This window comes from Mesorhizobium sp. M1227, from assembly GCF_040318315.1.
Taxonomy (GTDB): Bacteria; Pseudomonadota; Alphaproteobacteria; order Rhizobiales; family Rhizobiaceae; genus Mesorhizobium.
Genome location: NZ_JAMYLZ010000007.1, coordinates 1 through 22,984, shown reverse-complemented (window position 1 = coordinate 22,984; position 22,984 = coordinate 1). Strand labels below are relative to the sequence as shown.

Annotated in this window: 21 protein-coding genes; 13 read left to right on the top strand and 8 right to left on the bottom strand. The window is 61.9% G+C overall.

Annotation, left to right across the window (positions count from 1 at the left end; all coding sequences use genetic code 11):
• Positions 1-145: 145 nt before the first annotated feature.
• Positions 146-577, top strand: a complete 432-nt coding sequence (locus NKH28_RS11790; RefSeq protein ID WP_023675469.1) for a hypothetical protein — start codon at positions 146-148, stop codon at positions 575-577.
• Between the two features lie 286 nt (positions 578-863).
• On the opposite strand, the gene NKH28_RS11785 is transcribed toward NKH28_RS11790, so the two are convergent.
• From NKH28_RS11785 to NKH28_RS11775, 3 genes are all read right to left on the bottom strand, one after another.
• On the bottom strand, positions 864-2,054 hold the full coding sequence (locus NKH28_RS11785; protein WP_352501918.1) for an NADH-quinone oxidoreductase subunit D: 1,191 nt from the start codon (positions 2,052-2,054) through the stop codon (positions 864-866).
• Between the two features lie 66 nt (positions 2,055-2,120).
• The gene (locus tag NKH28_RS11780) at positions 2,121-2,546 is read right to left on the bottom strand and encodes a hypothetical protein (protein ID WP_352469585.1); all 426 of its coding nucleotides are present in this window, start codon (positions 2,544-2,546) and stop codon (positions 2,121-2,123) included.
• A 146-nt stretch (positions 2,547-2,692) separates the two neighbouring features.
• Positions 2,693-3,367, bottom strand: a complete 675-nt coding sequence (locus NKH28_RS11775; protein WP_352488814.1) for a DUF2161 domain-containing phosphodiesterase — start codon at positions 3,365-3,367, stop codon at positions 2,693-2,695.
• A gap of 341 nt (positions 3,368-3,708) precedes the next feature.
• On the opposite strand from NKH28_RS11775, the gene NKH28_RS11770 reads away from it, so the two are divergent.
• From NKH28_RS11770 to apnL, 7 genes are all read left to right on the top strand, one after another.
• On the top strand, positions 3,709-4,536 hold the full coding sequence (locus NKH28_RS11770; RefSeq protein ID WP_352469587.1) for a phosphogluconate dehydrogenase C-terminal domain-containing protein: 828 nt from the start codon (positions 3,709-3,711) through the stop codon (positions 4,534-4,536).
• A 263-nt stretch (positions 4,537-4,799) separates the two neighbouring features.
• Positions 4,800-5,741: a D-ribose ABC transporter substrate-binding protein gene (locus NKH28_RS11765; RefSeq protein ID WP_352469588.1), complete on the top strand. Its 942-nt coding sequence runs from the start codon at positions 4,800-4,802 to the stop codon at positions 5,739-5,741.
• Between the two features lie 113 nt (positions 5,742-5,854).
• Positions 5,855-6,508, top strand: a complete 654-nt coding sequence (locus NKH28_RS11760) for a DUF2291 family protein (protein WP_352469589.1) — start codon at positions 5,855-5,857, stop codon at positions 6,506-6,508.
• Positions 6,505-8,049, top strand: coding sequence for a sugar ABC transporter ATP-binding protein (locus NKH28_RS11755; protein ID WP_352978956.1), 1,545 nt, complete (start codon positions 6,505-6,507; stop codon positions 8,047-8,049). The genes NKH28_RS11760 and NKH28_RS11755 overlap by 4 nt, the downstream gene beginning before the upstream one ends.
• Positions 8,046-9,110, top strand: a complete 1,065-nt coding sequence (locus NKH28_RS11750) for an ABC transporter permease (RefSeq protein ID WP_352978954.1) — start codon at positions 8,046-8,048, stop codon at positions 9,108-9,110. The genes NKH28_RS11755 and NKH28_RS11750 overlap by 4 nt, the downstream gene beginning before the upstream one ends.
• 1 nt (position 9,111) lies before the next feature.
• Entirely contained in the window at positions 9,112-10,146 is a 1,035-nt protein-coding gene (locus NKH28_RS11745; protein ID WP_352926817.1) for a Gfo/Idh/MocA family protein, read from the top strand.
• Positions 10,143-12,050, top strand: coding sequence for a D-apionate lactonase (gene apnL / locus NKH28_RS11740; protein ID WP_352539315.1), 1,908 nt, complete (start codon positions 10,143-10,145; stop codon positions 12,048-12,050). The genes NKH28_RS11745 and apnL overlap by 4 nt, the downstream gene beginning before the upstream one ends.
• Before the next feature lie 76 nt (positions 12,051-12,126).
• Here the strand turns inward: apnL and NKH28_RS11735 are convergent, their stop codons facing one another.
• Together NKH28_RS11735 and NKH28_RS11730 are read right to left on the bottom strand one after the other, a co-directional pair.
• A complete protein-coding gene (locus NKH28_RS11735) occupies positions 12,127-13,095 on the bottom strand; it encodes a GlxA family transcriptional regulator (RefSeq protein ID WP_352978952.1) in 969 nt (322 codons plus the stop codon).
• 304 nt (positions 13,096-13,399) lie between these two features.
• A complete protein-coding gene (locus tag NKH28_RS11730; protein WP_292663135.1) occupies positions 13,400-14,113 on the bottom strand; it encodes a transcriptional regulator NanR in 714 nt (237 codons plus the stop codon).
• A 181-nt stretch (positions 14,114-14,294) separates the two neighbouring features.
• Between NKH28_RS11730 and oiaX the strand changes: the two genes are divergently transcribed.
• Positions 14,295-15,557: a 3-oxo-isoapionate-4-phosphate decarboxylase OiaX gene (gene oiaX / locus NKH28_RS11725; protein WP_352539313.1), complete on the top strand. Its 1,263-nt coding sequence runs from the start codon at positions 14,295-14,297 to the stop codon at positions 15,555-15,557.
• Between the two features lie 4 nt (positions 15,558-15,561).
• Positions 15,562-16,896, top strand: coding sequence for a four-carbon acid sugar kinase family protein (locus tag NKH28_RS11720; RefSeq protein ID WP_352539312.1), 1,335 nt, complete (start codon positions 15,562-15,564; stop codon positions 16,894-16,896).
• 109 nt (positions 16,897-17,005) lie between these two features.
• On the opposite strand, the gene NKH28_RS11715 is transcribed toward NKH28_RS11720, so the two are convergent.
• Positions 17,006-17,503, bottom strand: a complete 498-nt coding sequence (locus NKH28_RS11715; protein ID WP_352469597.1) for a hypothetical protein — start codon at positions 17,501-17,503, stop codon at positions 17,006-17,008.
• Between the two features lie 278 nt (positions 17,504-17,781).
• Between NKH28_RS11715 and NKH28_RS11710 the strand changes: the two genes are divergently transcribed.
• The 3 genes from NKH28_RS11710 (at position 17,782) to NKH28_RS11700 (ending at position 21,561) form a co-directional block, all read left to right on the top strand.
• Complete coding sequence (locus NKH28_RS11710) at positions 17,782-19,299, top strand: S10 family peptidase (protein ID WP_352469598.1); 1,518 nt, start codon at positions 17,782-17,784, stop codon at positions 19,297-19,299.
• A gap of 361 nt (positions 19,300-19,660) precedes the next feature.
• A complete protein-coding gene (locus NKH28_RS11705; RefSeq protein ID WP_352539311.1) occupies positions 19,661-20,890 on the top strand; it encodes a sensor histidine kinase in 1,230 nt (409 codons plus the stop codon).
• The gene (locus tag NKH28_RS11700; RefSeq protein WP_352448141.1) at positions 20,887-21,561 is read left to right on the top strand and encodes a LuxR C-terminal-related transcriptional regulator; all 675 of its coding nucleotides are present in this window, start codon (positions 20,887-20,889) and stop codon (positions 21,559-21,561) included. Before NKH28_RS11705 ends, NKH28_RS11700 begins: the two co-directional genes overlap by 4 nt.
• A gap of 39 nt (positions 21,562-21,600) precedes the next feature.
• On the opposite strand, the gene NKH28_RS11695 is transcribed toward NKH28_RS11700, so the two are convergent.
• Positions 21,601-22,059, bottom strand: coding sequence for a hypothetical protein (locus tag NKH28_RS11695; protein ID WP_352767575.1), 459 nt, complete (start codon positions 22,057-22,059; stop codon positions 21,601-21,603).
• Positions 22,060-22,775: 716 nt separating this feature from the next.
• Positions 22,776-22,984, bottom strand: a 209-nt coding sequence (locus tag NKH28_RS11690; RefSeq protein WP_352495195.1) for a transposase, incomplete at its 5' end; no start/stop codon positions are given.

Below are 22,984 nucleotides of genomic sequence, written 5' to 3'. Positions count from 1 at the left end.
GGGGCGCGTCGGAATTCGAGCGCCGCTTCACCGGGCAGGTGATCCGTACGCCTCATGTTGCGGCGGTCCGGCCTTGTCAGCGCTCCATGGCGCGATAATTGCTCATATAGGCGTGGGCGAATTCACCTGTCGACAGGAGCCGACCATGAAACATCAAACACTCGACCAACTGCAGGCCGTCGCGGAAGTTGAGTCCTTCGCGGCGTATCCGGCGATGACTCGAACCCAGCGGATTGAACGTTGGGCGGAACTTCTCGAACAAAACCCGACGCGATGCCTTGGGGCGCTTCCAGGCACCGAATATATGAACAGGGAAGCGCGCGACAGATCGCGTGGCGCTGGGACGCCGCTCACTGTCGCCTTCGAGGATCCGGTTCTGCGTGCCATGGGCCTCAGCGATGATACCTATGGTGAGGCAAAGCGCTTCTTCGAACTGAGCGACCGGCAGTTGCACCAAATCGTCTGCCATTGCCATGTCGGCGCTACGATGCAAGCGAGATGGGCCGCTGCCAGGGTGCGCGGGATAGTTCGCGGCAACAGATTTGTTGCCTGGATGAAGGGCTTGATCGTGCATTGAGGCGGTACGAGGAACGGCGGAACACGCGTTCTTTCCGCGCCGTGGAGAGCGCTTCCGAACTTGGAAGGGCTCGTGCGCCGTCGGGCCGCGCAGATTGTGAAACTCCTTGACGCTTGGCTGCGCCTTGTCGCGGCCATGCGTCCGTCTTTGATGTGAGAATTTGAGCTGGCCCGCCACAGGTGAGAGCCTTCGTCTGACCGGTGGTCGAGCGCCGTCCAGGCCTGCCTGCGCGGCTACTAACGACGAATGATCCTGCGATCGGGGAAGATCCTGCGACCTGGCTAAACTAGCGATCGATTTCTCCGAACACGATGTCGAGCGAGCCGATGATCGCGGCAACATCGGCGATCATATGGCCTCGGGACAGGAAATCCATCGCTTGCAGGTGGGCGAAGGAAGGTGCGCGGATCTTGCATCGGTAGGGAACGTTGCCCCCGTCCGACACGAGGTAGACGCCGAATTCACCCTTCGGCGCCTCGACGGCGGCATAGACTTCACCGCTCGGCACGCGAATGCCTTCGGTATAAAGTTTGAAGTGGTGGATCGTCGCTTCCATCGAGCGCTTCATCGTGGCACGCGGCGGCGGCGTGATCTTGTGGCTCGGAATCGCGACCGGTCCCTGGCCTTCTGGTGAGCGCAACTTTTCCAGACATTGCCGCATGATCCGGACCGACTGGCGCATTTCCTCCATGCGGACGAGATAGCGGTCGTAGCAGTCGCCATGCTTGCCGACTGGGATATCGAAATCCATCTCCGAATAGCATTCGTATGGCTGCGCCTTGCGCAGGTCCCAGGACGCGCCCGATCCGCGCACCATCACGCCGGAAAAGCCCCAGGCCCAGGCATCATCGAGGCCGATCACCCCGACATCGACATTGCGCTGCTTGAAGATGCGGTTCTCGGTCAACAGCTCTTCGAGATTGTCGCAGACCTTGAGGAACGGATCACAGAACTTCCAGATGTCGTCTAGGAGTTCCGGCGGCAGATCCTGATGCACGCCGCCGACCCTGAAATAATTCGCGTGCATGCGGGCGCCGGACGCGCGCTCATAAAAGACCATCAGCTTCTCGCGCTCGGCGAAACCCCAGAGCGGCGGCGTCAGCGCGCCGATGTCCATGGCTTGCGTGGTGACGTTGAGGAGGTGCGATAACAGCCGGCCTATTTCGCAGAAAAGCACGCGGATGAGCTGTCCGCGTTTCGGAACCGATATTTCGAGGAGCTTCTCGGCGGCGAGACAGAATGCATGCTCCTGGTTCATCGGCGCGACGTAGTCGAGCCGGTCGAAATAGGGCAAGGCCTGCAGGTAGTTCTTGTACTCGATGAGCTTTTCGGTGCCGCGATGCAGCAGGCCGATATGGGGATCGGCGCGTTCCACGATCTCGCCGTCGAGTTCGAGCACCAGCCGCAGGACGCCGTGAGCGGAGGGATGTTGTGGCCCGAAATTGATGGTGAAGTTGCGAACTGCAGCCTCGGCCATGACAGTCCTCCGCGATCAAGCGGGCTTTGGTTCCGTGCCGGAGCCGGCTTGTCCGCTTTCAGCCGCTCACGTCGTCGTCTGGATGATCAGCGTCAGGGTGCCGTCGCCGTCGATATTAGCTGCGACGACCTGCGTGGAATTAAGCCCGTTCGCCGCCAACGCCGATGCCGCCTGCGGCGATGCGTCGATCGAACTTTGCAGGATGCGCAAATCCTCGGCGCTGGTCTGGGTGACGACGGCCTCCGCCTGTGCCTTGATTTCAGGAGGCAGATCCTCCATCGCCACGATTGTCACAGCGGTGAAATTCTGGGCGGAGAAGGCTTGGTCAGGTGTAGCCTGGTCGGGAGTGGTCCCTTCGGGCGTGGCTTGCTCTGGCAGGGTTTGCGGGGCCGTCGGCGGGACAGGGGCAAGCTCTGGTGCCACGGATTGCGCATAGACCGGCGAGGCAAGGGCCAGCGCCGAAAGTGTGGCAATTGTCGTCGATAGGCGCATGGCCGTTCCTTCCGTTTGCTCAGCGGACGATCAATTCGGTGACGACAAAACCATCGTGTCGAAATATGGTTCCGTGACGAGGTGATGTCTTGCCGAAAGCCGTGATTGTCGCGGAAAGCAGGGCGCGAAATCCGGCGTTGCCTGTCTCAGGCAGCGGTGTGGCTGCGATCGGGCTGCGGCCAGCGCTGCAACGCCTCACGGCCCTGAGCGGTCAGTTCGTAGATCCCGCGATCGGTGCGCGCGAACCAGCGATACACATTGTGCAGCAGAATCTTGGGCGCGTTCGGCAGCTTGGGCTTCAAGTCACGCGGCCGCTTTGGGCCGTCGGCGAGTGCTGCGGCGCATGCCAGTGCCTGCTGGCGATAGGCGGTCATGATCGGCGCACGCGAGCCGCCGCCGGCGACAGGATCTCCCTGCCGACGCCGATGTTCGTCGATCAGCTTCGAGCGGCGCCGGGGGTCCCGACGCGGAGCCAATGCCGTCGGGCTGAGCAGCACCTGAACCTCGCCGTTCGGTCGCACGCCAAGCAGGCCAAAGCCGAGCCGACGGCAGAGATTGCGGTATCTCACATCGCTCTCACGGCCCTTGCCACGGGCCGACATGCATGCCGCTAGCCAGACCTCGTCGCTCGCCGCCATACGGTCGACGCCCTGGAGCACCAGTTCGAGGTTGAACTTCAGCTTCAGCTCGCAGATGACGACGATCGGCGGAGAGTCGGCACTCAGCGCCAGCAGATCGCAGCCGCCGATCTCGCCCTTGACCATAAATCCCAGGCCTTCCAGGAAGGTCTTGACCGGGCTGTAGAGTGAAGTTTCGAGCATGGGCCTTTGTCGGCTGCGAATCATCCCGCCGATCGGCGGTTCAGCGCGATGATCGCTCCTTGCCGTTGAACAGGAGGTAAACGACGGTCGAGCAAGTGGTCAGAGCCGTGCCATGGCCGCTTGCCAATTTGGTATGCTGGTATAATGTGTACCTAAGGTAGCATGCTCCGCGTAGCTGCGCTGTGCTGGACATCCGGGCGCCCGAGACATCGTCCATGGCATCGTCATTTGAGCGGCGGCTCCCCTGCGTTCTCTAATCCGCCAACCGGCGGCAATGTGCATACAAGTCAATGGGATGACGATCGGCAGGGCCATCGTTGGAATTCAGGAGTAACGGACACATGACAACGATTGCGCTGTTTGGTGCGGGCGGCAAAATGGGTTACCGTCTGTCGACCAATTTTCGCGGATCTCCCTATACGATACGCCATGTCGAGGTCAGCGACGCCGGCCGCGAGCGGCTTAAGTCGGGCCTCGGCATCGATGCCGTCAGCGCCGATGAGGCGCTTGATGGCGCCGATGTGGTGATCCTGGCGGTGCCGGACACGCATATCGGCAAGGTCGCGGCGAACATCGAGAGCAAGCTTGCATCAGGCACGATGGTCGTCGTGCTCGACGCCGCGGCACCTTTCGCCGGGCATTTGCCGAAGCGGCCGGACCTGACGTATTTCGTCACCCACCCGTGCCATCCGCCGATCTTCAACGACGAGACCGACATGGCGGCGAAGAAGGACTATTTCGGCGGCGTCAAGGCCAAGCAACACATGGTCAGCGCCTTGATGCAGGGACCCGAGGAGGATTTCGCCAAGGGTGAGGCGATCGCCAAGATCATCTGGGCCCCGGTCATGCGCTCGCATCGCGTCACCGTCGATCAGATGGCGCTGCTCGAGCCCGGCCTTTCGGAAACGGTATGCGCTTCGCTGCTCGTCGTCATGAAGGAGGCCGTTGACGAGGTGGTGGCGCGCGGGGTCGACAAGCAGGCGGCGCTCGACTTCCTGCTTGGTCATATGAACGTGCTTGGCGCCGTCATCTTCGGCGAGACCAAAGGCGTGTTCTCCGACGCCTGCAACAAGGCGATAGAGTTCGGCAAGCCGGTGCTGATGCGCGACGACTGGAAGCGGGTGTTCGAGCCGGAGGAGATTGCCGCGAGCATTCAGCGCATCACTTGAGGGCAGCGACGCGTTCTCCGGAACATGTCACCTGAAATTGTCATTGACTCATTATACCAGTTGGCTTAGCTGTTCGATGGATCGGACCGTCAAGCTTCGCAGCAGGAGTCAGGCGCTGGATGAGTGGAGGATAGGGGGAGCGATCCGTCGAAGTGAAGCCGGCCAAGGGCTTGTGAATATGACGCGACCCGCCGCCTACGACTAACCAAATCGAATGCATATAGCCTTGGGGACAAGGCACAGATTTTCAACGGGAGGAATACATGAAACTGACACGCAGAATGACGCTTGCGGCTTTTGCCGGCATGCTGGCGCTTGGCACCGCCGCACCCGCCTATGCGGCGGATTTGATCGCCATCATCACGCCCTCGCATGACAATCCGTTCTTCAAGGCGGAAGCTGTCGGCGCGGAGGCGAAGGCCAAGGAACTCGGCTACGAGGCGTTGGTGCTCGTCCATGACGACGACGCCAACAAGCAGTCCGAATTGATCGACACGGCGATTGGCCGCGGCGCCAAGGCGATCATCCTCGACAATGCCGGCGCCGACGCCACCGTCGCCGCGGTGCAGAAGGCCAAGGACGCAGGCGTTCCTTCCTTCCTGATCGATCGCGAGATCAATGCCACCGGCGTTGCCGTCGCGCAGATCGTCTCCAACAATTATCAGGGCGCCCAGCTCGGCGCGCAGGAATTCGTCAAGCTGATGGGCGAGAAGGGTAATTTCGTCGAGCTCGTCGGCAAGGAATCCGACACCAATGCCGGCATCCGCTCCAAGGGTTACCACGACGTCATCGACGACTATCCGGACCTGAAGATGGTGGCGCAGCAGTCGGCCAATTGGAGCCAGACCGAGGCCTATTCAAAGATGGAATCGATCCTCCAGGCCAATCCCGATATCAAGGGCGTGATCTCCGGCAACGACACGATGGCGATGGGCGCTCATGCGGCACTTGCCGCTGCCGGCCGCAAGGACGTCATCGTCGTCGGCTTCGACGGGTCGAACGACGTGCGCGACTCGATCACCTCCGGCGGCATCAAGGCGACAGTCCTGCAGCCGGCCTTCGCGCAGGCGCAGATGGCGGTCGAGCAGGCCAACGACTTCATCAAGAACAAGAAGTCTCCGGCCGAGGAAAAGCAATTGATGGATTGCGTCCTGGTCAATGGCGACAATGCCGCCAAGCTGGAGACGTTCGCGCTCACCAACTGAGCCGGCGTAACATGAAGCAGCAAGGGACGAGCCTCCGGTTCGTCCCTTGCTTCCATTTCGCCCTTGCCTCCATTTCTCTGGGTGCTCCTGACCGCCATGCCGAACGAGCCGACATGTTCAACACGCTGACCCGGCCGATCCTTGTCGCGTTGTTCCTCGCAGCAATAGGCAGCCTGACCGCCTGCAAGATCCTGCCGACGCCATCGGCGGAAAACGGCGGCACTGGCTCCGCATTCGATCCCGACAAGATGGTCGAGGACATCTGGGCGGCGAAAGTCATACCCTATCTGCAGCAGAAGGCCGGGCCGTTTGCCGAGGTTCACACCTTGGCCAAGACCGATCCCGCCGCTGCCGGCGCCAAATACGGCAACCCGAAGAAGCAGGCGAATTCGCCATGGACCTTCGCCGTTCGGATCGAGGGCAAGGTCGTGGCAGCCAACACACAGTCACGCGCGGCGACGATGGACGTCGATGCCGACGGCGACGGCAAGGCGGACGCGCGGGTGCAGATCGGACCCGCAATGCGCGGAACCGCGCTGCGCGACAGCCTCGACTTCATCCAGTTCAACGATTTCACCAACCAGATCGACTTCGCCCAGTTCGGCAAGGCTTTCAACGCCTATGCCGACAAGACCGTGCTTTCCAAGCTGCCGCGCGAGGCACTCGAGGGCCGCAGCGTCGAGGTACTTGGCGCCTATACGCCGGGCAGTGGCCAGGACCTGCCGCTGGTGACGCCGGCGGAGGCAAAGATCGGGCCGAAGTCATGAGCGGCGATCAAGATGTCATCCTGAAGCTGGAGGACGTCTCGAAAGTCTATTCCGGCACCGTCGCGGTCAAGCGGGCGAATTTCGAGGTGCGCAAAGGCGCGGTCAACGTGCTGGTCGGCGAAAACGGAGCCGGCAAATCGACGCTGATGAAGATCATCGCCGGCGTCGAGCAACCGACGCTCGGGCGCATCCTGCTGGACGGCGAGGAGGTTTCATTCTCGTCTTCCGGTGATGCCGTGAGCCGCGGCATCGGCATGGTTTTCCAGGAGCTGAATCTGTTCGGCAATCTGACTGTCGCCGAAAATATTTTCGCCACCCGCGAGATCACCAACCGCTTCCGCAAGATCGACCGCAAGGAGCAGGAGCGCCGTGCGGCGGAGTTCCTTGAATGCCTGGAAGCCGGCATCCGGCCCGACATGCTGGTCGAGGATCTGCGCATCGGCCAGCAGCAGTTGGTCGAGATCGCCAAGGCGGTTTCGCTCGATGCGCGCATCCTGATCATGGATGAACCGACCTCGGCGCTCAGCGCGGCGGAAGTCGAGATACTGTTCAAGGTGATTGCCGACCTCAAGGCACGCGGCGTGGCAATCGTCTACATCTCGCACCGGCTCGAGGAACTGATCCGCATCGGCGACACCATCACGGTGCTGCGCGACGGCCGCATCACCGGCCAGGCGGAGATGAAAGACGTCGACACCCAGTGGATCGTGCGGCAGATGATCGGCTCGGATGCCAAGGACTTCGCCAAGGCCGACGGCCATGTGCCGGGCGAGGAAATATTCCGCGCCGAGGACATCTGCCTGCCGCGCGTCACCGGCGGGCTTGCGGTCGATCACGTCTCGCTGTCGCTGCGCGCCGGCGAAATTCTCGGCATCTATGGCCTGATGGGCGCCGGACGCAGCGAGCTGTTCGACTGCATCATGGGCCGCCACGGCCATTCGACGGGCACGATATTCATTGCCGGCAAAAAAGTGCACGAGCGCGACACGACGCGGCGCATCCGGCGCGGCCTGGCGCTGATCCCCGAAGACCGCCAGCGCGAAGGGCTGGTGTCGATCCTCTCCGTCGCCAGCAATCTGACGCTGGCCAGCCTGTCGCGGTTCGTGCGCCTGTTCCACATTCGTGGTGCCGCCGAACGACAGGCGGTGACCCAGACGGTGCGCGAACTGGCGATCAAGGTCGCCGATCCGGCGCAGGAAGTCTCGTCGCTGTCAGGCGGCAACCAGCAGAAGGTGGTGATCGGCAAGGCGCTGCTCACCGGGCCGAAGGTGCTGTTGATGGACGAGCCCAGCCGCGGCATCGACGTCGGCGCCAAGGCCGACGTGTTCCGCACCATGCGCAAGCTGTCGCGCGACGGCCTGGGGATTCTGTTTGCCACCTCCGATCTCGACGAAGTGATGGCGTTGTCCGACCGCATCGCGGTGATGAGCAATGGAAAACTGACCGGCATGTTCGACCGCGCCGAGGCGACGGAGGCCGCACTCGTCGCTGCCTCCGCCTTCGGCCACGGACCGGTCCCGCACGGAGAGCAAGACGCATGACTGACATCCCAGCCAAGGCGGCGGTCAACTCCATGTCGGGCGGCTCGGTCCTGCTGACGCTGATGAAGGCGAGGACGTTCATCGCGCTGATCGCCGTGCTGTTATTCTTCTCGATAGCCGCCCCCAATTTCCTATCGGCCGCCAATCTTATCCTGATGTCGAAGCATGTGGCGCTGAACGCATTCCTCGCAATGGGCATGACCTTCGTCATCATCACCGGCGGCATCGACCTGTCGGTCGGCTCGATCGTCGGCCTGTGCGGCATGGTGGCCGGCTATCTCGTGCTCAACGGCATCGACCTGCAGGTCGGCTATACCATCTATTTCAACGTCTTCGAGATCGCGCTGATCACGCTTGCCGTCGGCATATTGATCGGCGCCGTCAACGGCTTGCTGATCACCAGGCTCAACGTTGCGCCGTTCATCGCCACGCTCGGCGTGCTCTATGTCGCGCGCGGCCTGGCGCTGCTGTCGTCCGACGGCCGTACTTTCCCCAATCTCGTCGGCAAGCCGGAGCTCGGCACCACCGGATTCGGCTTTCTCGGCGCCGGCCGGTTGCTCGGCCTGCCGGTCGCGCTCTGGATTTTGCTCGTCGTTGCGCTAGGGGCGGCCTATCTCGCCAAATACACCCCGCTCGGCCGCCACATCTTCGCGGTTGGTGGCAATGAACGGGCGGCGCGGATTTCGGGCGTCCGCGTCAATATGGTGAAGATGTTCGTCTACATGTTCTCCGGCTTCTGCGCGGCGATCGTCGGGCTGATCATCTCGTCGGAGCTGATGGCGTCGCATCCGGCGACCGGAGAGAGCTTCGAGCTCAACGCCATTGCCGCGGCGGTGCTCGGCGGCACCTCGATGTCGGGCGGTCGCGGCACGATCGGCGGCACCATTGTCGGCGCCTTCGTAATCGGCATTCTTTCGGACGGGCTGGTGATGATGGGAGTGAGTTCGTTCTGGCAGATGGTGATCAAGGGCCTCGTCATCATCGTCGCCGTCGTCGTCGACCAGGCACAGCGCCGGCTGCAGAGCCGTGCCACGCTGATGCAGATGGCAAAGGCCGGCTGACATGGCGGAACTGCGTGGAGCGCTGATCGGCTGCGGCTTCTTTGCCATCAACCAGATGCATGCCTGGCGCGATATAGAGGGCGCCTCGATCACCGCCATCTGCGACCGCGATCCGGACCGGCTACGGATCATTGGCGACCAGTTCGGGGTCGCACGGCGCTATACCGACGCGGCAGCGCTGTTTGCCGGCGAAAGGCTGGATTTCGTCGACATCGCCACCACGGCACCAAGCCACAGAATGCTCGTGGAGATGGCGGCGCAGCACGGCGTTCCGGCAATCTGCCAAAAACCGTTTGCGCCGACGCTTGCCGACGCCAAGGCGATGGTAAAGGCCTGTGCTGACGCCGGCGTGCCGCTGATGGTGCATGAGAATTTTCGCTGGCAGTCGCCGATCCAGGCGGTGCGTACCGTGCTCGACAGCGGCGAAATCGGCACCCCCTTTTTCGGACGGATCTCGTTCCGCTCTGCCTATGACGTGTTTTCCGGCCAGCCTTATCTGGCGACGGGAAAGCGCTTCATCATCGAGGATCTGGGTATCCACATCCTCGACATAGCCCGCTTCCTGCTGGGCGACGTCTCGACCGTCACTGCGCGAACGGCGCGCATCAATCCCGGCATTGCCGGGGAGGACGTTGCGACGATGCTGATGGACCACACGGGCGGAGCCACTTCCGTGGTCGACTGCAGCTACGCCAGCAGGCTCGCGACAGAGCCGTTCCCCGAGACGCTGATCGAGATCGACGGCAGCGACGGCACGATCCGGCTGGCGCAGGGCTACCGCCTCACCGTCACCGGCAGGAGCGGGACAGCTGTGAGCGACGTCTCGCCGCCGCTGCTGGCCTGGGCATCACGGCCGTGGCACAACATCCAGGAAAGCGTCGTCGCCATTCAAAAGCATTGGGTCGACTGCCTGACCAAGGGAACCGAGCCCGCGACCTCGGGCGCGGACAACCTCAAGACACTAGCGCTGGTCGAGGCTGCGTACGCTGGCGCCGCAAGCCGGGAGCCGGTGCAACTCGACGCCTTGCTGAAATGACAGCCGACGCCTTCCTCCTCTACGGCACACGTGCCGTTGAAGCCGAACCGGTCAAGCTGCGCGCCGGCGCGCTGACGGCGGACTTCGTCAACGGCAATCTGCGCACCATCCGGCATGGCGGCACCGAGGTTCTGCGCGCCGTCGCCTTCATCGTCAGGGATCGCGACTGGGGCACCTACGAGCCGGCGCTCACCGATTTAATCATCGACCAGGGCGATGACGCTTTCTTCGTCAGCTATTCGGCAGGTTGTTTCGGACCAGAGGGAAGCCGGCTCGACTTCCGTGCGACCATCAAGGGCTCGGCCGATGGCCAGCTGATCTTCGACGTGAGCGCTCTTCCCGACAACGATTTCGAGACCAATCGCTGCGGCTTCTGCATCCTGCATCCAATTGCCGGGCTGGCCGGCAGCCCGGTCACGGTCGAGCATACCGATGGCAGCGTGGTCGCGACGCGGCTTCCAGAGCTGATCGATGCCTGGCAGCCTTTCAAGGATCTGCGGGCGATCACCCATGAGATCCGGCCGGGCGTCACCGCCGAATGCCGGATGCAAGGCGACACGTTCGAGATGGAGGACCAGCGCAACTGGTCGGATGCCTCCTACAAGACCTATGTCCGGCCGCTCGCGCTGCCATGGCCCTACGTGCTGCCTGCCGGCAAGACCTTCCGCCAGACCACTAGTTTGCGGATAGAGGGTCGCGGGAAAGTGCCGGCCGCTGCGGCAATCGCGGACCCAGTTCGCGTCACGCTCGGCCAAGCCGGACCGGCGCTGCCGGATGTTGGCGTGATCATCTACCCGGATGAGGTCGAGGCGGCGCTGGGCAAGCTGCCGATGCTGTGCGAGCTTGGTCCGCAGCAATTGATGTTCCACTACGACCCGACGCGTGGCCATGGGCTCGACGCCTTGCGATCCTACGCCCGGCTCGCCGCCGCCTATCCGGTCCGGACAACGCTCGAATGTGTCATTGCCGGCGACGGCGATCTCGACGCCGAGCTTTCAGGCGTCGCCGACAGGGTGCGCCAGGCCGGGCTCAAGCTTTCGGCCATTGCCGTCTCGCCTTCGGTCGACCGGCAGTCGACGCCACCGGGCAGCGCGTGGCCGCACTGCCCGCCGCTCGAAGACGTCTACGCCGCGGCGCGGCGCTCCTTTCCCGACAGCCGCCTCGGCGGCGGCATGTTCAGCTATTTCACCGAACTCAATCGCAAGCGTGTGCCGGCCGACCCGCTCGATTTCGTCACGCATTGCACCTGCCCGATCGTGCACGCCGCCGACGATCTCAGCGTCATGCAATCGCTGGAAGCATTGCCTTTCATCACGGCGTCAGTACGAACGATCTTCGGAACAATACCTTATCGGGTCGGGCCGTCGACCATTGCCATGCGCCAGAACCCTTATGGCGGCGCGACCAAGGCCAATCCCGACAATCAGCGCATTGCCATGGCCGACCGCGACCCTCGCCATGCCGGGCTGTTCGGGGCCGCATGGACGATCGGCTATGCGGCGCGCGTCGCGCCGGCCGGGCTCGAAATGCTGACGCTCTGCAGCTTCACCGGACCACTCGGCGTGCTGGCCTCGTCGGGCGAACCTGTCAAAGAAGGTACACCCCGGCCGATTTTCCACGCGGTGAAAGGACTTTGCGATCTGGCCGGCCATGCGCATGTGGCGGCGACAACGACCGATGAGACGCGGGTGCTGGCACTGGCCGGCCACTCCCAGACAGGCAAGATCATCGTCTGGCTGGCGAACCTTACTCCGGACGACCTTCCAGTCGATGTTTCCGGGCTCGGTTCCGATCAGGGTTTTCTGAATATCTGGGATGGACGAACGTCACGCCAGATTCAGCGCGACGCGTCGGGCCGAGACCGTCTTGTCATGACGCCCTACGCAATCGTCCGGATTGGCTGAAGTCACGCCGGGGTTCATGAATCGCCGCAGTTCCGCAGCGGTTGCCCGTAGCCGCAGCACTTCCGCTGCCGACTTGTCACCGGACTTGCTTTCGAAACTCGCCTGGTGCCATTCCAGTTGTCTTGGAAAAAAGACGGCTGAACGAAGCGACGTCCTGATATCCCACCCGATAGCAGATTTCTGAGACGCTCAGTTTCGTTTCCTCAAGCATGGACCTTGCCAACTCCAGCCGCCTTTCCTGGATCCATTTTCCCGGCGTTGTCTGGAGCTCGTCGAAAAACCTGCGAGACAGGGTTCGCGAAGACATTGCCAATTCGGTTGCAAGAAATTTCAAATCGATTTCTGACATCTTGTCGTTCGAGAGCTCGCGCAGCTTGTTCTCGAATGGGCTGGCGTCGTTCGAAATTTTGTCGAGAAGAAATTCGTAGGGACTCTGGAATTTGCGCGGCGGAGGAAGAACCAGAAGTTTTCGAATGATCCGCTCTTCCTTCTCGAAGCCCAGATCGATCAGCAAAGCCCTGGCGAGTTCGAGTCCGGAAAACCCGCCTCCACATGTGTAAAGGCGGTCCTGGCGAATGAGCAGGCGGGAAGCGTCCCATCGCACTTGCGGAAACCGGCGGCTTGCCTCGTTCTTCAGCCACCAGGATATCGTTGCGCGCTTGCCGTCCAACAATCCCGAAGTGGCGAGCAGATAACACGCGCCGCAATGTGCTGCGATGATTGCGTCCTGCTGCTGCCCGAGCGCGATCAGCGGTTTTGAATGCTCACTCTCCTCGTCGAGCGAGCGCAGAAGCTCCGGAATCTCGACACCCGGCATGGCAATGAGAATCAGGACATCCATTTTCCGGGATGGTTGAGCCTTTGTCGGGAAGGAAATTCCGGTGCTCGATGCCGACGGCGCGCTCCTTGAAACGAACTCACAGGAGAGAACCTGCGAACGGCAGACGTCATTCACAAGCTGAAACATTTCCACGAGCGTCGAGACGACGGCCGAATAGAAATTCGACGGCAGCCAGATCACAACGTGGAGGCCCCTGTCAGCCATTGCGGTACTCCAGTATCGTTCTCGGATGGCAAGCCTAGCATAGTCTTTGCAAGAATTGCCAATCCCAGAACAAGCGCGGCGCCTCCAGGAGGGCCTATGCGGGCTTGCTGACGAAAGCGGGCCGCGGAAATCCATGGCTGGGAAGATGCAAATGCTGAAATCGTTGAATGAAAACACGCGGCACATACATCGGATTCAGACGCAATAGAAAACTGCGTCGGTCCGGGCTCAGGCTGATCTGTGGTCAGTCAGTAGGCCGAGAGCAAGGTGCCGGCCGCTGCGGTCGGGACCTTGCTCTTGATTTTCAGCTGCCGGAGTTCATCACGTAAAGCGCACGCGAGCGTTCGAGGTGCTTGATCATCGCCTTCTCGGCGCCATCCGCATCCTTGGCCTCGATGCGTCCGATGATCTCTTCGTGCTCGGTCAGCGTGAACTTTTCCTTGCCGGTCCAGATCAGCATTTCGGTGTGGTATTCCTTTAGCCAGCCAAGCATTGCCTCGCTGACGGCGACATAGATCGGGTTGCCGGATATTGCCGCGATCTGGGTGTGGAATTTCATGTCGGCGGATATAAAGGCTTCCGAGTCGCCACGATGGCTGCGCTGCTCGGCAACCGTTGCGCGCAACCGCTGCACGTCCTCGGCGGTTGCCTTCTCTGCGGCTTCCCTGACCATGCCGCGCTCGAAGAAGATACGCGCGTTCTTGAGGTGCTCCAGCGTGTCCTTCGACGACGACAGGATGATCTTGGCGGCGCCGTCGACCTGTTTGATGATCGACTTGGCGGTCAGCTGCAGCACTTTCGCCCGCTCGCCATGCGAGATCGCGACGAGGCCCATATTGCTCAACGCCTGCATTGCCTCGCGGATCGCCGGCCTGCCGACCTCGAAGCGCTCCATCAATTCGCGCTCCGACGGCATGTCGTCACCCGGCAGCAATTCGCCGCTGGTGATCAGGCGCTTCAGTCTCAAGAATACTTCGTCGGAAAGCTTGCGCCGGACGATCGGCTCCGAACGGTTCATCGTCGCGAATCACTCCTTTGACCGGCCCCTATCTAGCATTTCCGCCGTGAATTCCGGAACGCCTGCTGCCGGCTCGCCCTTACCGCCAAGCCGGATAGGGCTTGCAAAGCTTATGTACTCATTATACCAGATTTCAAGGGCCAAGGAACCTTTTTCGAACCACCCGGCAGGCCGCGCGAATATGATTGTTCTCACCTATCGCATCGAAACGCCGGGCAATATCGAGGCGCTGGCGGCCAAGATCGCAAGCGACCAGTCGACCGGAACCTTCGTCGCGCTGGCCGGCGAGACCGAAGAGCTCAAGGCCAGGGTCGCAGCGCGAGTCCTGGCGATACGGCATCTGCCGGATGCGGATCGGCCGTCTCTTCCCGAAACCGGTCCCGAAGCGCGCAACGGCCCGGTCAAGCGCGCCGACGTCGACATCGCGTTTCCGCTGGACGCCATCGGTACCGACCTGTCGGCGTTGATGACCATCACCATCGGCGGCACCTTTTCGATCAAGGGCCTGTCCGGTATCCGGGTCGTCGACATGAGGCTACCAGAGGAGTACCGGCGCGCGCATCCGGGCCCGCAATTCGGCGTCACGGGCAGCCGCAGGCTGACCGGTGTCGCGGATCGTCCGATCATCGGGACCATCGTCAAGCCGGCGCTGGGGCTCCGCCCGCCCGAGACGGCCGCAATGGTGCAAGAGCTGATTGCGGCCGGCGTCGACTTCATCAAGGACGACGAGAAGCTGATGAGCCCGGCCTATTCGCCGCTGTCGGAGCGGGTGAGGGCAATCATGCCGCTGATCCTCGACCACGAGCAGAAGACCGGTAAGAAGGTCATGTATGCCTTCGGCATTTCACATGCCGATCCCGACGAGATGATGCGAAACCACGATCTGGTGGCAAAGGCCGGCGGCAATTGCGCGGTGGTCAATATCAATTCGATCGGTTTCGGCGGCATGGCTTACCTTCGAAAACGCTCCAGCCTTGTGCTCCATGCCCACCGCAATGGCTGGGACATTCTCACCCGTCATCCCGGCCTTGGCATGGATTTCAAGGTCTGGCAGCAGTTCTGGCGTCTGCTCGGCGTCGACCAGTTCCAGATCAACGGCATCGCCTCAAAATACTGGGAACCCGACTGGTCCTTCGTCGAATCCTTCAAGGCGGTGACCACGCCGATCTTTTCGCCGGCCGATTGCGCATTGCCGGTCGCCGGCTCCGGCCAGTGGGGCGGGCAGGCGCCTGAAACCTTCCAGCGAACCGGCCGGACGGTCGATCTTCTCTATCTCTGCGGCGGTGGCATCGTCAGCCACCCGGACGGGCCGGGCGCCGGCGTGCGCGCCGTGCAGCAGGCCTGGCAGGCGGCGGTCCAGGACATTTCGTTGGCGGATTATGCCTTGAGCCATGTCGAGCTGGCGCGGTCGATCGAGAAGTTCGGCGGCGGCGAGGCGGCCTGACGCCATGCAAAACCTGCTTCTGAGTTACTATGGCGACGACCTGACCGGCTCGACCGACGTTATGGAGGCGCTCGAGCTCGGCGGCGTGCCGACCGTCCTGTTCATGCGCCAGCCGGACGAAGCGCTGCTTTCGCAATTTGCGCATTGCCGCGCCCTTGGGCTGGCCGGCACCAGCCGCAGCGAGACGCCGCAGTGGATGGACACGCATCTGCGAGATGCCTTCGCCTGGCTGAAGACCGTCAACGCCGAGATCTGCCACTACAAGGTCTGCTCGACCTTCGATTCCAGCCCGGCAATCGGCAGCATCGGCCGGGCGATCGAAATCGGCCGCTCGGTTTTCCGGCAAGACGGCGTGCCGCTGGTGGTCGGCGCGCCGCAGCTGAAGCGCTACACCGCCTTCGGTCATCTGTTCGCGGCCTATCGCGAAAAATATTTCCGCATCGACCGCCATCCCGTGATGAGCCGCCATCCGACCACGCCGATGGACGAATCCGACCTGCTGATCCATCTGTCGCGCCAGACCAGCCTCGCCTCGGGCCTGGTCGACCTGGCGACGCTGCAGTCCGCGTCGCGGTCGAAAGCATTCGACCGGCTTGTGGAGAATGGCTCAGGTATCGTGCTTGTCGATGTCGATAGCCTGGAAACCCAGGCACTTGCCGGCAAGGAGATTTGGCGCGCTCGCAAGCCGGGCGGTTATTTCGTCGTCGGCTCTTCAGGCATCGAATATGCCTTGCTGGTCGAATGGGCATCGAACCGGATCGTGGATACCAAATCCGCCTTTTCGCCGCCGGGCGCTGCCGACAGGATCGCCGTGGTCTCGGGGAGCTGCTCGCCGACGACGGAACGACAGATCCGTCATGCTCTGGCCGACGGCTTCGACGGGATCGAGCTCGACCCAGTCCAACTGGTTTCTGAGGCTTCGAACGACGCGATTGCGCGCGCGGTGGCAACCGGCCGCTCCAGCCTACGGGCCGGGCGCAGCGTCGTCCTCTACACCGCGCTCGGGCCTGCGGCCGACCGCGGTGCAGAAATCGATCTCCGGGAAGGCGCCCGCCATAAGCTCGGCTACGGCCTTGGCGAGGTTCTCCGCGAACTGACGCTTCAAGAGAAGCTACTGCGCGTGGTCATCGCCGGCGGCGACACGTCGAGCCATGCACTTGGCCAGATGGGCGTAGACGCGCTGACTGTGCGAATGCCGCTGCCGGCATCGCCGGGCTCGCCACTTTGTGTGGCGCATTCAAGCATTAAGGCGATCGATGGGCTGGAAATTGCCCTCAAGGGTGGGCAGGTCGGAACCGACCGCTATTTCTCCGCTATTCGCGATGGGGTCGGCGGTTGAGAGCGGGGAATGTCAGGTCAAATCGGTGATGCTCGATCGGGATCGAGGATACTAGCCGGCAAACCAGAAATCTCAGGCGTTCAGATCAGCGGCAATGCCACTCATCACGCTATCTGCCCATTGTCCTGCCTGGATGATACTGACGGGCGTAGGCGACACAGGCGTCTACCGTGCTGACACAGAGCGCATCGCGGTTGTTCGGCAGGTTGTTGTCGCCGGCGTAGGCAACCTCGGCAACATGACCGTCAACCATTCGAATTTGCGTGTTGCAATAGCCGCCGGGGGCGACGTTGACGGAACCCCCCAGCGCCGGGACGGGGCCAATGGCGACGGTCGGAACGACAATGTTGAGATTGCCGCGTTGAACGACGCGCTGATAGGTCCAGATCTGGCCGGATTTGCCGACATCGGCAGTGGCGGTAGGAAAGCCGGCGCACATTCGAACGTCCGCCTCGCTAAGGCCGACCATCTCCCTGCGGGCTGCCGCCGCCGTGGCGTCTTCCTTCGCAGTGCTCGACGTGTCGTCGGGCATGACGCAGGAAGACAGGATGGCGGCGCTTGCCGATAGAAGGAGAAGGGCAAGCTTTCGGGTGTGGAAAGATGTCATACCAACTTCGGATTGCACGGGAGGCCCGAATGCAAACCTAGGAAGTGGGCCAATCGAGTCAACCGGCAGAAAATTCACGAAGTCGTTGGTCCGCCATTCCGCCGCACGCATCTGCTGGAAGAGGTTAGGCTGCCGCCGTGACCCTCGCGCCCTATCTTCCGCCTGGGCATCGGATTTCCAAATCCGACCCCTTCTTGTCAGATGTACTGGCGCACGGTGCTGTGACTTTGGTTCGGCCGACGGTGTGCTAGTTTCCAGCCAATTGCTCCGGAGACGTCATGCCTATCAAGCTGCAAGAAATCGCCCTCGCTCTTCTGCTGTTGGTTGCCGGAACTGGGTTCGGTCATGCGGAGACGGCCCAGCGGCCGCCGCCCACAGGCGGGGTTCTCTCGCTCCTGCCACCGCCGCAGACTTCCGATCATTCGATCGTCATTGCCGGACGCACGCTCGATTACGAGGCCAAGGCCGGCACGCTGTCATTGCCGTCCGGCAAAGGCGATATCACCGCCGAGATTTTCTATGTCGCCTATGCTCTGCACGCAGGGAAAGAAACGGGACCGGATCCGCGTCGCCCGATCACCTTCGTGTTCAATGGCGGTCCGGGAGCAGCTTCCGCCTATCTCCATCTCGGCGCGCTCGGTCCGCGGGTTCTGGCGACAGCGGCCGATGGAAGTTTCCTGCCGTCGCCGCAGAGGCTGTTCGATAACCCCGACACCTGGCTCGACATGACCGACCTGGTCTTTGTGGACCCTGTCGGAACCGGTTACAGCCGTGAAGCGCCCGGCACGGAAGCACACAGCTTCTGGGGCGTCAGCCAGGACGCCGCGTCGATAGGCGCGTTTATCCGACTCTATCTGGCGCAGACGAACCGTACGGCATCGCCTGTCTTCCTGGCTGGCGAAAGCTATGGCGGCTTTCGAGCAGCATTGCTCGCCAGGAAGCTTCAGGAAGACATCGGCATCAGCCCGAGTGGTGTCGTGCTGATTTCGCCGGCGCTCGAATTCACGCTGGTGCGCCCGGACGAGTTCCAGCCGCTCCACTGGGCGCTGGAACTGCCGTCGCTGGCGGCAGTGCGCCTACACAGCGAAGGCGTTTCCGGCCCGGCCCTGCAGGAGCGGCTGGCGGAAGTCGAACGCTATGCGCTCGGCGATTATCTGGCCGCGCTGGCCGGTGGGCTGGAGCAGGGTGGACGCCTGGCGAGCCAGCGTGTCGCCGCAATCACCGGTCTGCCGCTCGATCTCGTCCAGCGGCACTTTGCACGCATTCCCATAGGGCTGTTCGCCAAGGAGTTTGCACGGGCAAAGGGCAATGTTCTCAGCGCCTATGACGGCAACATCGCGACAGCGGACGTGGCGCCAGAGAGCCTGGGAGTCGAGGGTCCCGATCCGGTGCTCGACCGAAGCGTGCCGGCGCTCACCTCCGCTTTCGTCGGCTATGTGCGTGATGAATTGAACTTCCGCACGGATATCAGCTATCGGCTTCTCAACCGTGAAGTCAGCGGCAATTGGGACTATGGGACGAGCGCGACGCGTCAGGGCTATGCGGGTGTCATGGACGACCTTCAACAGGCGCGCGTGCTAAACCCCAGCCTCGGCGTGCTGATCGTCAACGGCTACAGCGACCTGGTGACGCCGTACATGGGCTCGCGCTACCTGCTTGGTCAAATTCCTTCGCTTGCCGGCGCAAAGCCCATTCGCACCGAGGTGCTGGAGGGCGGGCACATGATGTATCTGAGGCCGGATGGACGGGCGGCACTGAAGCAGGCCGCGTCCGAGCTTTACCGAACGACGCAATGAGACGGTTTGCCCAAAAAAGCGCCGGATACGCTGTTCGCCCTCTCATCAGGCCCTAGTTCCATCGCGATTGATCGGTTACACACCTAGGATGGCGTCTTTCAGCGACGTTCGACAACGGATTAGCCGGCTCTCCAGAATCGCGCCACTGGTGCGGCGTGCTGCCGAGCGGGCCATTCGGAACACCAAGCCACACAGGCTGACAAGCCTTGTTGACCGTTGGAATGCGCTGTCGCTGGCAACGCAGTTCCTGCTCGCGGGCGGTCTATTTTCCCTGTCAGCCATGGTGGTGGTCGGGATTTCCGTCACGAATCATATAGAAACCGTGGTCACGCAGAATTCGGCTTCCGCAACGGCTCTTTACGTGGACAGCGTCATCGCGCCGCTGCTTCCGGATATGCGCAAGAGCGAAGTGCTCGACGAGAGCGTCGCCCACGCGCTCGATGAAACGCTGGGACAAGGGGCACTCGGCACAAGGCTCGAATCCTTCAAGCTCTGGCGTCGCGACGGAACCATCCTGTATTCGACCGACAAGACATTGATCGGCAAGCGCTTTGAACCCAGCGACAATCTCCGGGCGGCATTCGCAGGCCAAATGGTCTCGGAGTTCGACAAGCTGGACGATTCGGACAGCGAGGCCGAAAGGGCCAGCGGCTTGCATCTTCTCGAGATCTACAATCCGGTGCTGCAGCCATGGTCGGGGGAAGTGGTGGCCGTTTCAGAATTCTACGAGGTCGCCACTGATTTTGAAAGAAACCTGCATCAGGCACTCATTCGAACCTGGCTGGACGTTGCCGCCGTCACAGCGGCCTTCTTTCTCGGGCTGTCGGCAATCGTGTTCCGTGGCAGCCGCATGATCAGTTCGCAGAGCCGCTCGTTGAAGCAGCGCATTGCCGAGCTTTCCGATCTGCTTGCGCAAAACAGACTGTTGAGGCTGCGGGTGCAGCGTGCCTCGCAGCGTGCCACCGCACTTAACGAACGCTATCTCAGGCGCATCGGTGCGGACTTGCACGATGGCCCGGCGCAATTGGTTGCTCTCGCGGCGCTGGGGATCGACAGCCCCGTCATTGCCGATCCCGCTACGTCGCAATCGAAGCGTGCACAGGAATTGCTGGCCATCAAAGCACATCTGGACGATGCCATGCGCGAGATCAGGAGCATCAGCAAGGGCCTTGTCCTGCCGCATATCGAGCATGCCGAACTGGGTGAAATTCTCCAGCTTGCCGTACGGGCGCACGAAGAACGAACCGGCGTCAAAGTGATGCTATCGATGACCGGCGGCCATGCGCCATTGTCGCCGGCGGCCAAGATCTGCATCTTCCGCTTCGTCCAGGAGGCGCTGAACAATGGATTCCGTCATGCCGGAGGTGAAGGTCAGTCGGTCGAGAAACATTTCGACGGCGAGCGCGTTTGTATCGAAGTGGCCGACGCCGGCGCCGGCTTTGACCCGCAAATCGTGCGTCCCGAGAGGCTGGGACTCGTAGGGCTGCGCGAGCGTGTGGAAAGCCTCGGGGGCCAGTTTACCGTGACTTCCTCACAGAGTGGCACAGTCGTAAGAATGGCCCTCAACATCGTTGAAATGGGGCAGACATGACAGTAGCCATCAAGCTCGCCATCGTCGACGACCACCCGCTGTTCAGGGAAGGCGTTGTGCGCACGCTCGATCAGATCGGCGGGTTCGAGATCGTCGGTGAAGGAAGCAGCAGAGACGATGCCCTGCGGATAATCGAAGACCAGCGGCCCGACATTCTGCTGATGGACATATCGGTTCCTGGAGGTGGCCTTGGCGTGATCGGACCGGCCCTTGAGCGGCATCCGGCACTGAAAATTGTGATGCTGACCGTTTCGGAAGAAAACCAGCACGTGATGACCGCGTTGCAGAGCGGGGCAAGGGGCTATGTTCTGAAGGGGGTCGGGTCGAGGACGTTGGCTGCGATCCTGCGCACGGTAGCGTCGGGCGAACGATATGTCTGTCCACAATTGTCGGCGCGCCTGTTGGCCGATCTCTCGGCTCAATCAAAAGAGCCGGCGAAAGCTGACGGACTTGCCGACCTCACCAGCCGCGAAAGGGAGATCCTGACGCTGGTTGCCGCGGGACTGAGCAACAAGCGGATCGGGCTTCGGCTGAACCTCCATGAAAAGACGATAAAGCACCACATGACGCGAATCCTGGCCAAGCTCAACGTCAGCAACAGGACCGAAGCTGCCATGACCTTGCGCGACGCGACTGAGCGCCGCCATCCGCCTGTTCGCGATCATGCTTGAGCCGAAATTGCCGCACTGCGCTGCCATGTGAACTGGCCCTCAGTTGATCATTCCAAGCAACCTGTCCCGATCGGAACGCGTCGCCAGGCGCCGAATGATGATGCGGCCCTCGGCATCCCGCATTTCATATTGGTCGCTGTCGATGCGTTCGCTGAGTCCGTTCGAATGCACCACGCCAATGCTCGGGCCGCTCACCTCGACCCGGTCTCCTGTGGATGCGTTGACAAAGAGTTTTGGCTTGCTATCGGGGTTTACCGCAGGGGCGGGATCAGGGAGATTGTCGTCCTGCGACTTTGCTTTGCCCTTGCCGGCACCAGCGTTCGAGTTCGAATTGCCGGAGTTTCCACCCGAATTGCCCGAATTGCCGTTCCCATTCCCGTTCCCGTTCCCGCCATTGCCGTTCCCGCCATCTTTGGCCCAGGCAGCCTGCGGGCCGAGCGGCTGCGATGATCCATCGAACACGACGCGATAGGGGCTTACGACGAGAATGAAGGTCAAGACGACTACAGAAATGCCGACACGACGTCCTCGTGAAGATCCGGTCCTTCGTTTCCGGGTCGTCATCAATGAACTTGCCAGTCGCATGTCGGAACTCCCCTTAATCATACGGCTCTGTCGTACTGCCTCCTGTTCGAATTCGTGTGATGCTTAAAACAATGGTTTGCGTCCGGAACGTCAAGGCCCACCAGTCCCACGATGGTAACTGGTGGGTCTCGCTAGCGCAGGAAGGGACTATTTACTGCGCAAGCCTTTTGCCTTCCCGTGGTTGCGTCTCTCCGCGATAGCGCCGAGTTCCCACTGTCAGCCAACAATAAATCCAATGGCCGCGACCCCGAAACACAGGCCAAATAACGGAAAAAGCAGCCAACGTGCCTGGTGAATGCTCGGGTCCATGGCGGCCTCCTATAACAGTCGGCATCGCAACGGGGCTCCTCGGAACTCAGTTCCTGAAACTCTCGCATTTCGGGCTTTTGCGATAGCAGCCTCGGACCAAAGTTTGGCTGTGCGGGTCCTTGGTCGATAGGCCTACAGACTGAAGTCCCTATGCCAGGAGCCACCCTGCATTCGGCGACCTTTGTGTCCAACTGGCAGCTGCGATCCACCGCCCCAGTTGTGTGCGTCAAGTTCTGCAAAATGGCGTGGCATTGCGGTGACATCGGCGTGTCCGCCGCGCAGCCCCCGTGTTTAGCGGAGCGGCGGACACATGACGGTGCTCAGGCGGCCAAGGCCCTCAGGCTCTCCTTCTTGTGCTCGCGCAGATGATCCATGTTGAGGTAGCGGGTCGCCTCGAGCCAGTTCTCGTGGATCTCCACCGCCAGCGCCCGAACCAGCCGCAGACAGCTCCGCGGGTTGGGGAAGATGCGAACGACCAGGGTGCGCCGCTTGATCTCCTGGTTCAGCCGCTCCAGCATGTTCGTCGACT

Coding starts and splice junctions, on each gene's coding strand:
- NKH28_RS11790 (WP_023675469.1), top strand. CDS start 146: ATGAAACATCAAACACTCGACCAACTGCAGGCCGTCGCGGAAGTTGAG.
- NKH28_RS11785 (WP_352501918.1), bottom strand. CDS start 2,054: ATGGCCGAGGCTGCAGTTCGCAACTTCACCATCAATTTCGGGCCACAA.
- NKH28_RS11780 (WP_352469585.1), bottom strand. CDS start 2,546: ATGCGCCTATCGACGACAATTGCCACACTTTCGGCGCTGGCCCTTGCC.
- NKH28_RS11775 (WP_352488814.1), bottom strand. CDS start 3,367: ATGCTCGAAACTTCACTCTACAGCCCGGTCAAGACCTTCCTGGAAGGC.
- NKH28_RS11770 (WP_352469587.1), top strand. CDS start 3,709: ATGACAACGATTGCGCTGTTTGGTGCGGGCGGCAAAATGGGTTACCGT.
- NKH28_RS11765 (WP_352469588.1), top strand. CDS start 4,800: ATGAAACTGACACGCAGAATGACGCTTGCGGCTTTTGCCGGCATGCTG.
- NKH28_RS11760 (WP_352469589.1), top strand. CDS start 5,855: ATGTTCAACACGCTGACCCGGCCGATCCTTGTCGCGTTGTTCCTCGCA.
- NKH28_RS11755 (WP_352978956.1), top strand. CDS start 6,505: ATGAGCGGCGATCAAGATGTCATCCTGAAGCTGGAGGACGTCTCGAAA.
- NKH28_RS11750 (WP_352978954.1), top strand. CDS start 8,046: ATGACTGACATCCCAGCCAAGGCGGCGGTCAACTCCATGTCGGGCGGC.
- NKH28_RS11745 (WP_352926817.1), top strand. CDS start 9,112: ATGGCGGAACTGCGTGGAGCGCTGATCGGCTGCGGCTTCTTTGCCATC.
- apnL (WP_352539315.1), top strand. CDS start 10,143: ATGACAGCCGACGCCTTCCTCCTCTACGGCACACGTGCCGTTGAAGCC.
- NKH28_RS11735 (WP_352978952.1), bottom strand. CDS start 13,095: ATGGCTGACAGGGGCCTCCACGTTGTGATCTGGCTGCCGTCGAATTTC.
- NKH28_RS11730 (WP_292663135.1), bottom strand. CDS start 14,113: ATGAACCGTTCGGAGCCGATCGTCCGGCGCAAGCTTTCCGACGAAGTA.
- oiaX (WP_352539313.1), top strand. CDS start 14,295: ATGATTGTTCTCACCTATCGCATCGAAACGCCGGGCAATATCGAGGCG.
- NKH28_RS11720 (WP_352539312.1), top strand. CDS start 15,562: ATGCAAAACCTGCTTCTGAGTTACTATGGCGACGACCTGACCGGCTCG.
- NKH28_RS11715 (WP_352469597.1), bottom strand. CDS start 17,503: ATGACATCTTTCCACACCCGAAAGCTTGCCCTTCTCCTTCTATCGGCA.
- NKH28_RS11710 (WP_352469598.1), top strand. CDS start 17,782: ATGCCTATCAAGCTGCAAGAAATCGCCCTCGCTCTTCTGCTGTTGGTT.
- NKH28_RS11700 (WP_352448141.1), top strand. CDS start 20,887: ATGACAGTAGCCATCAAGCTCGCCATCGTCGACGACCACCCGCTGTTC.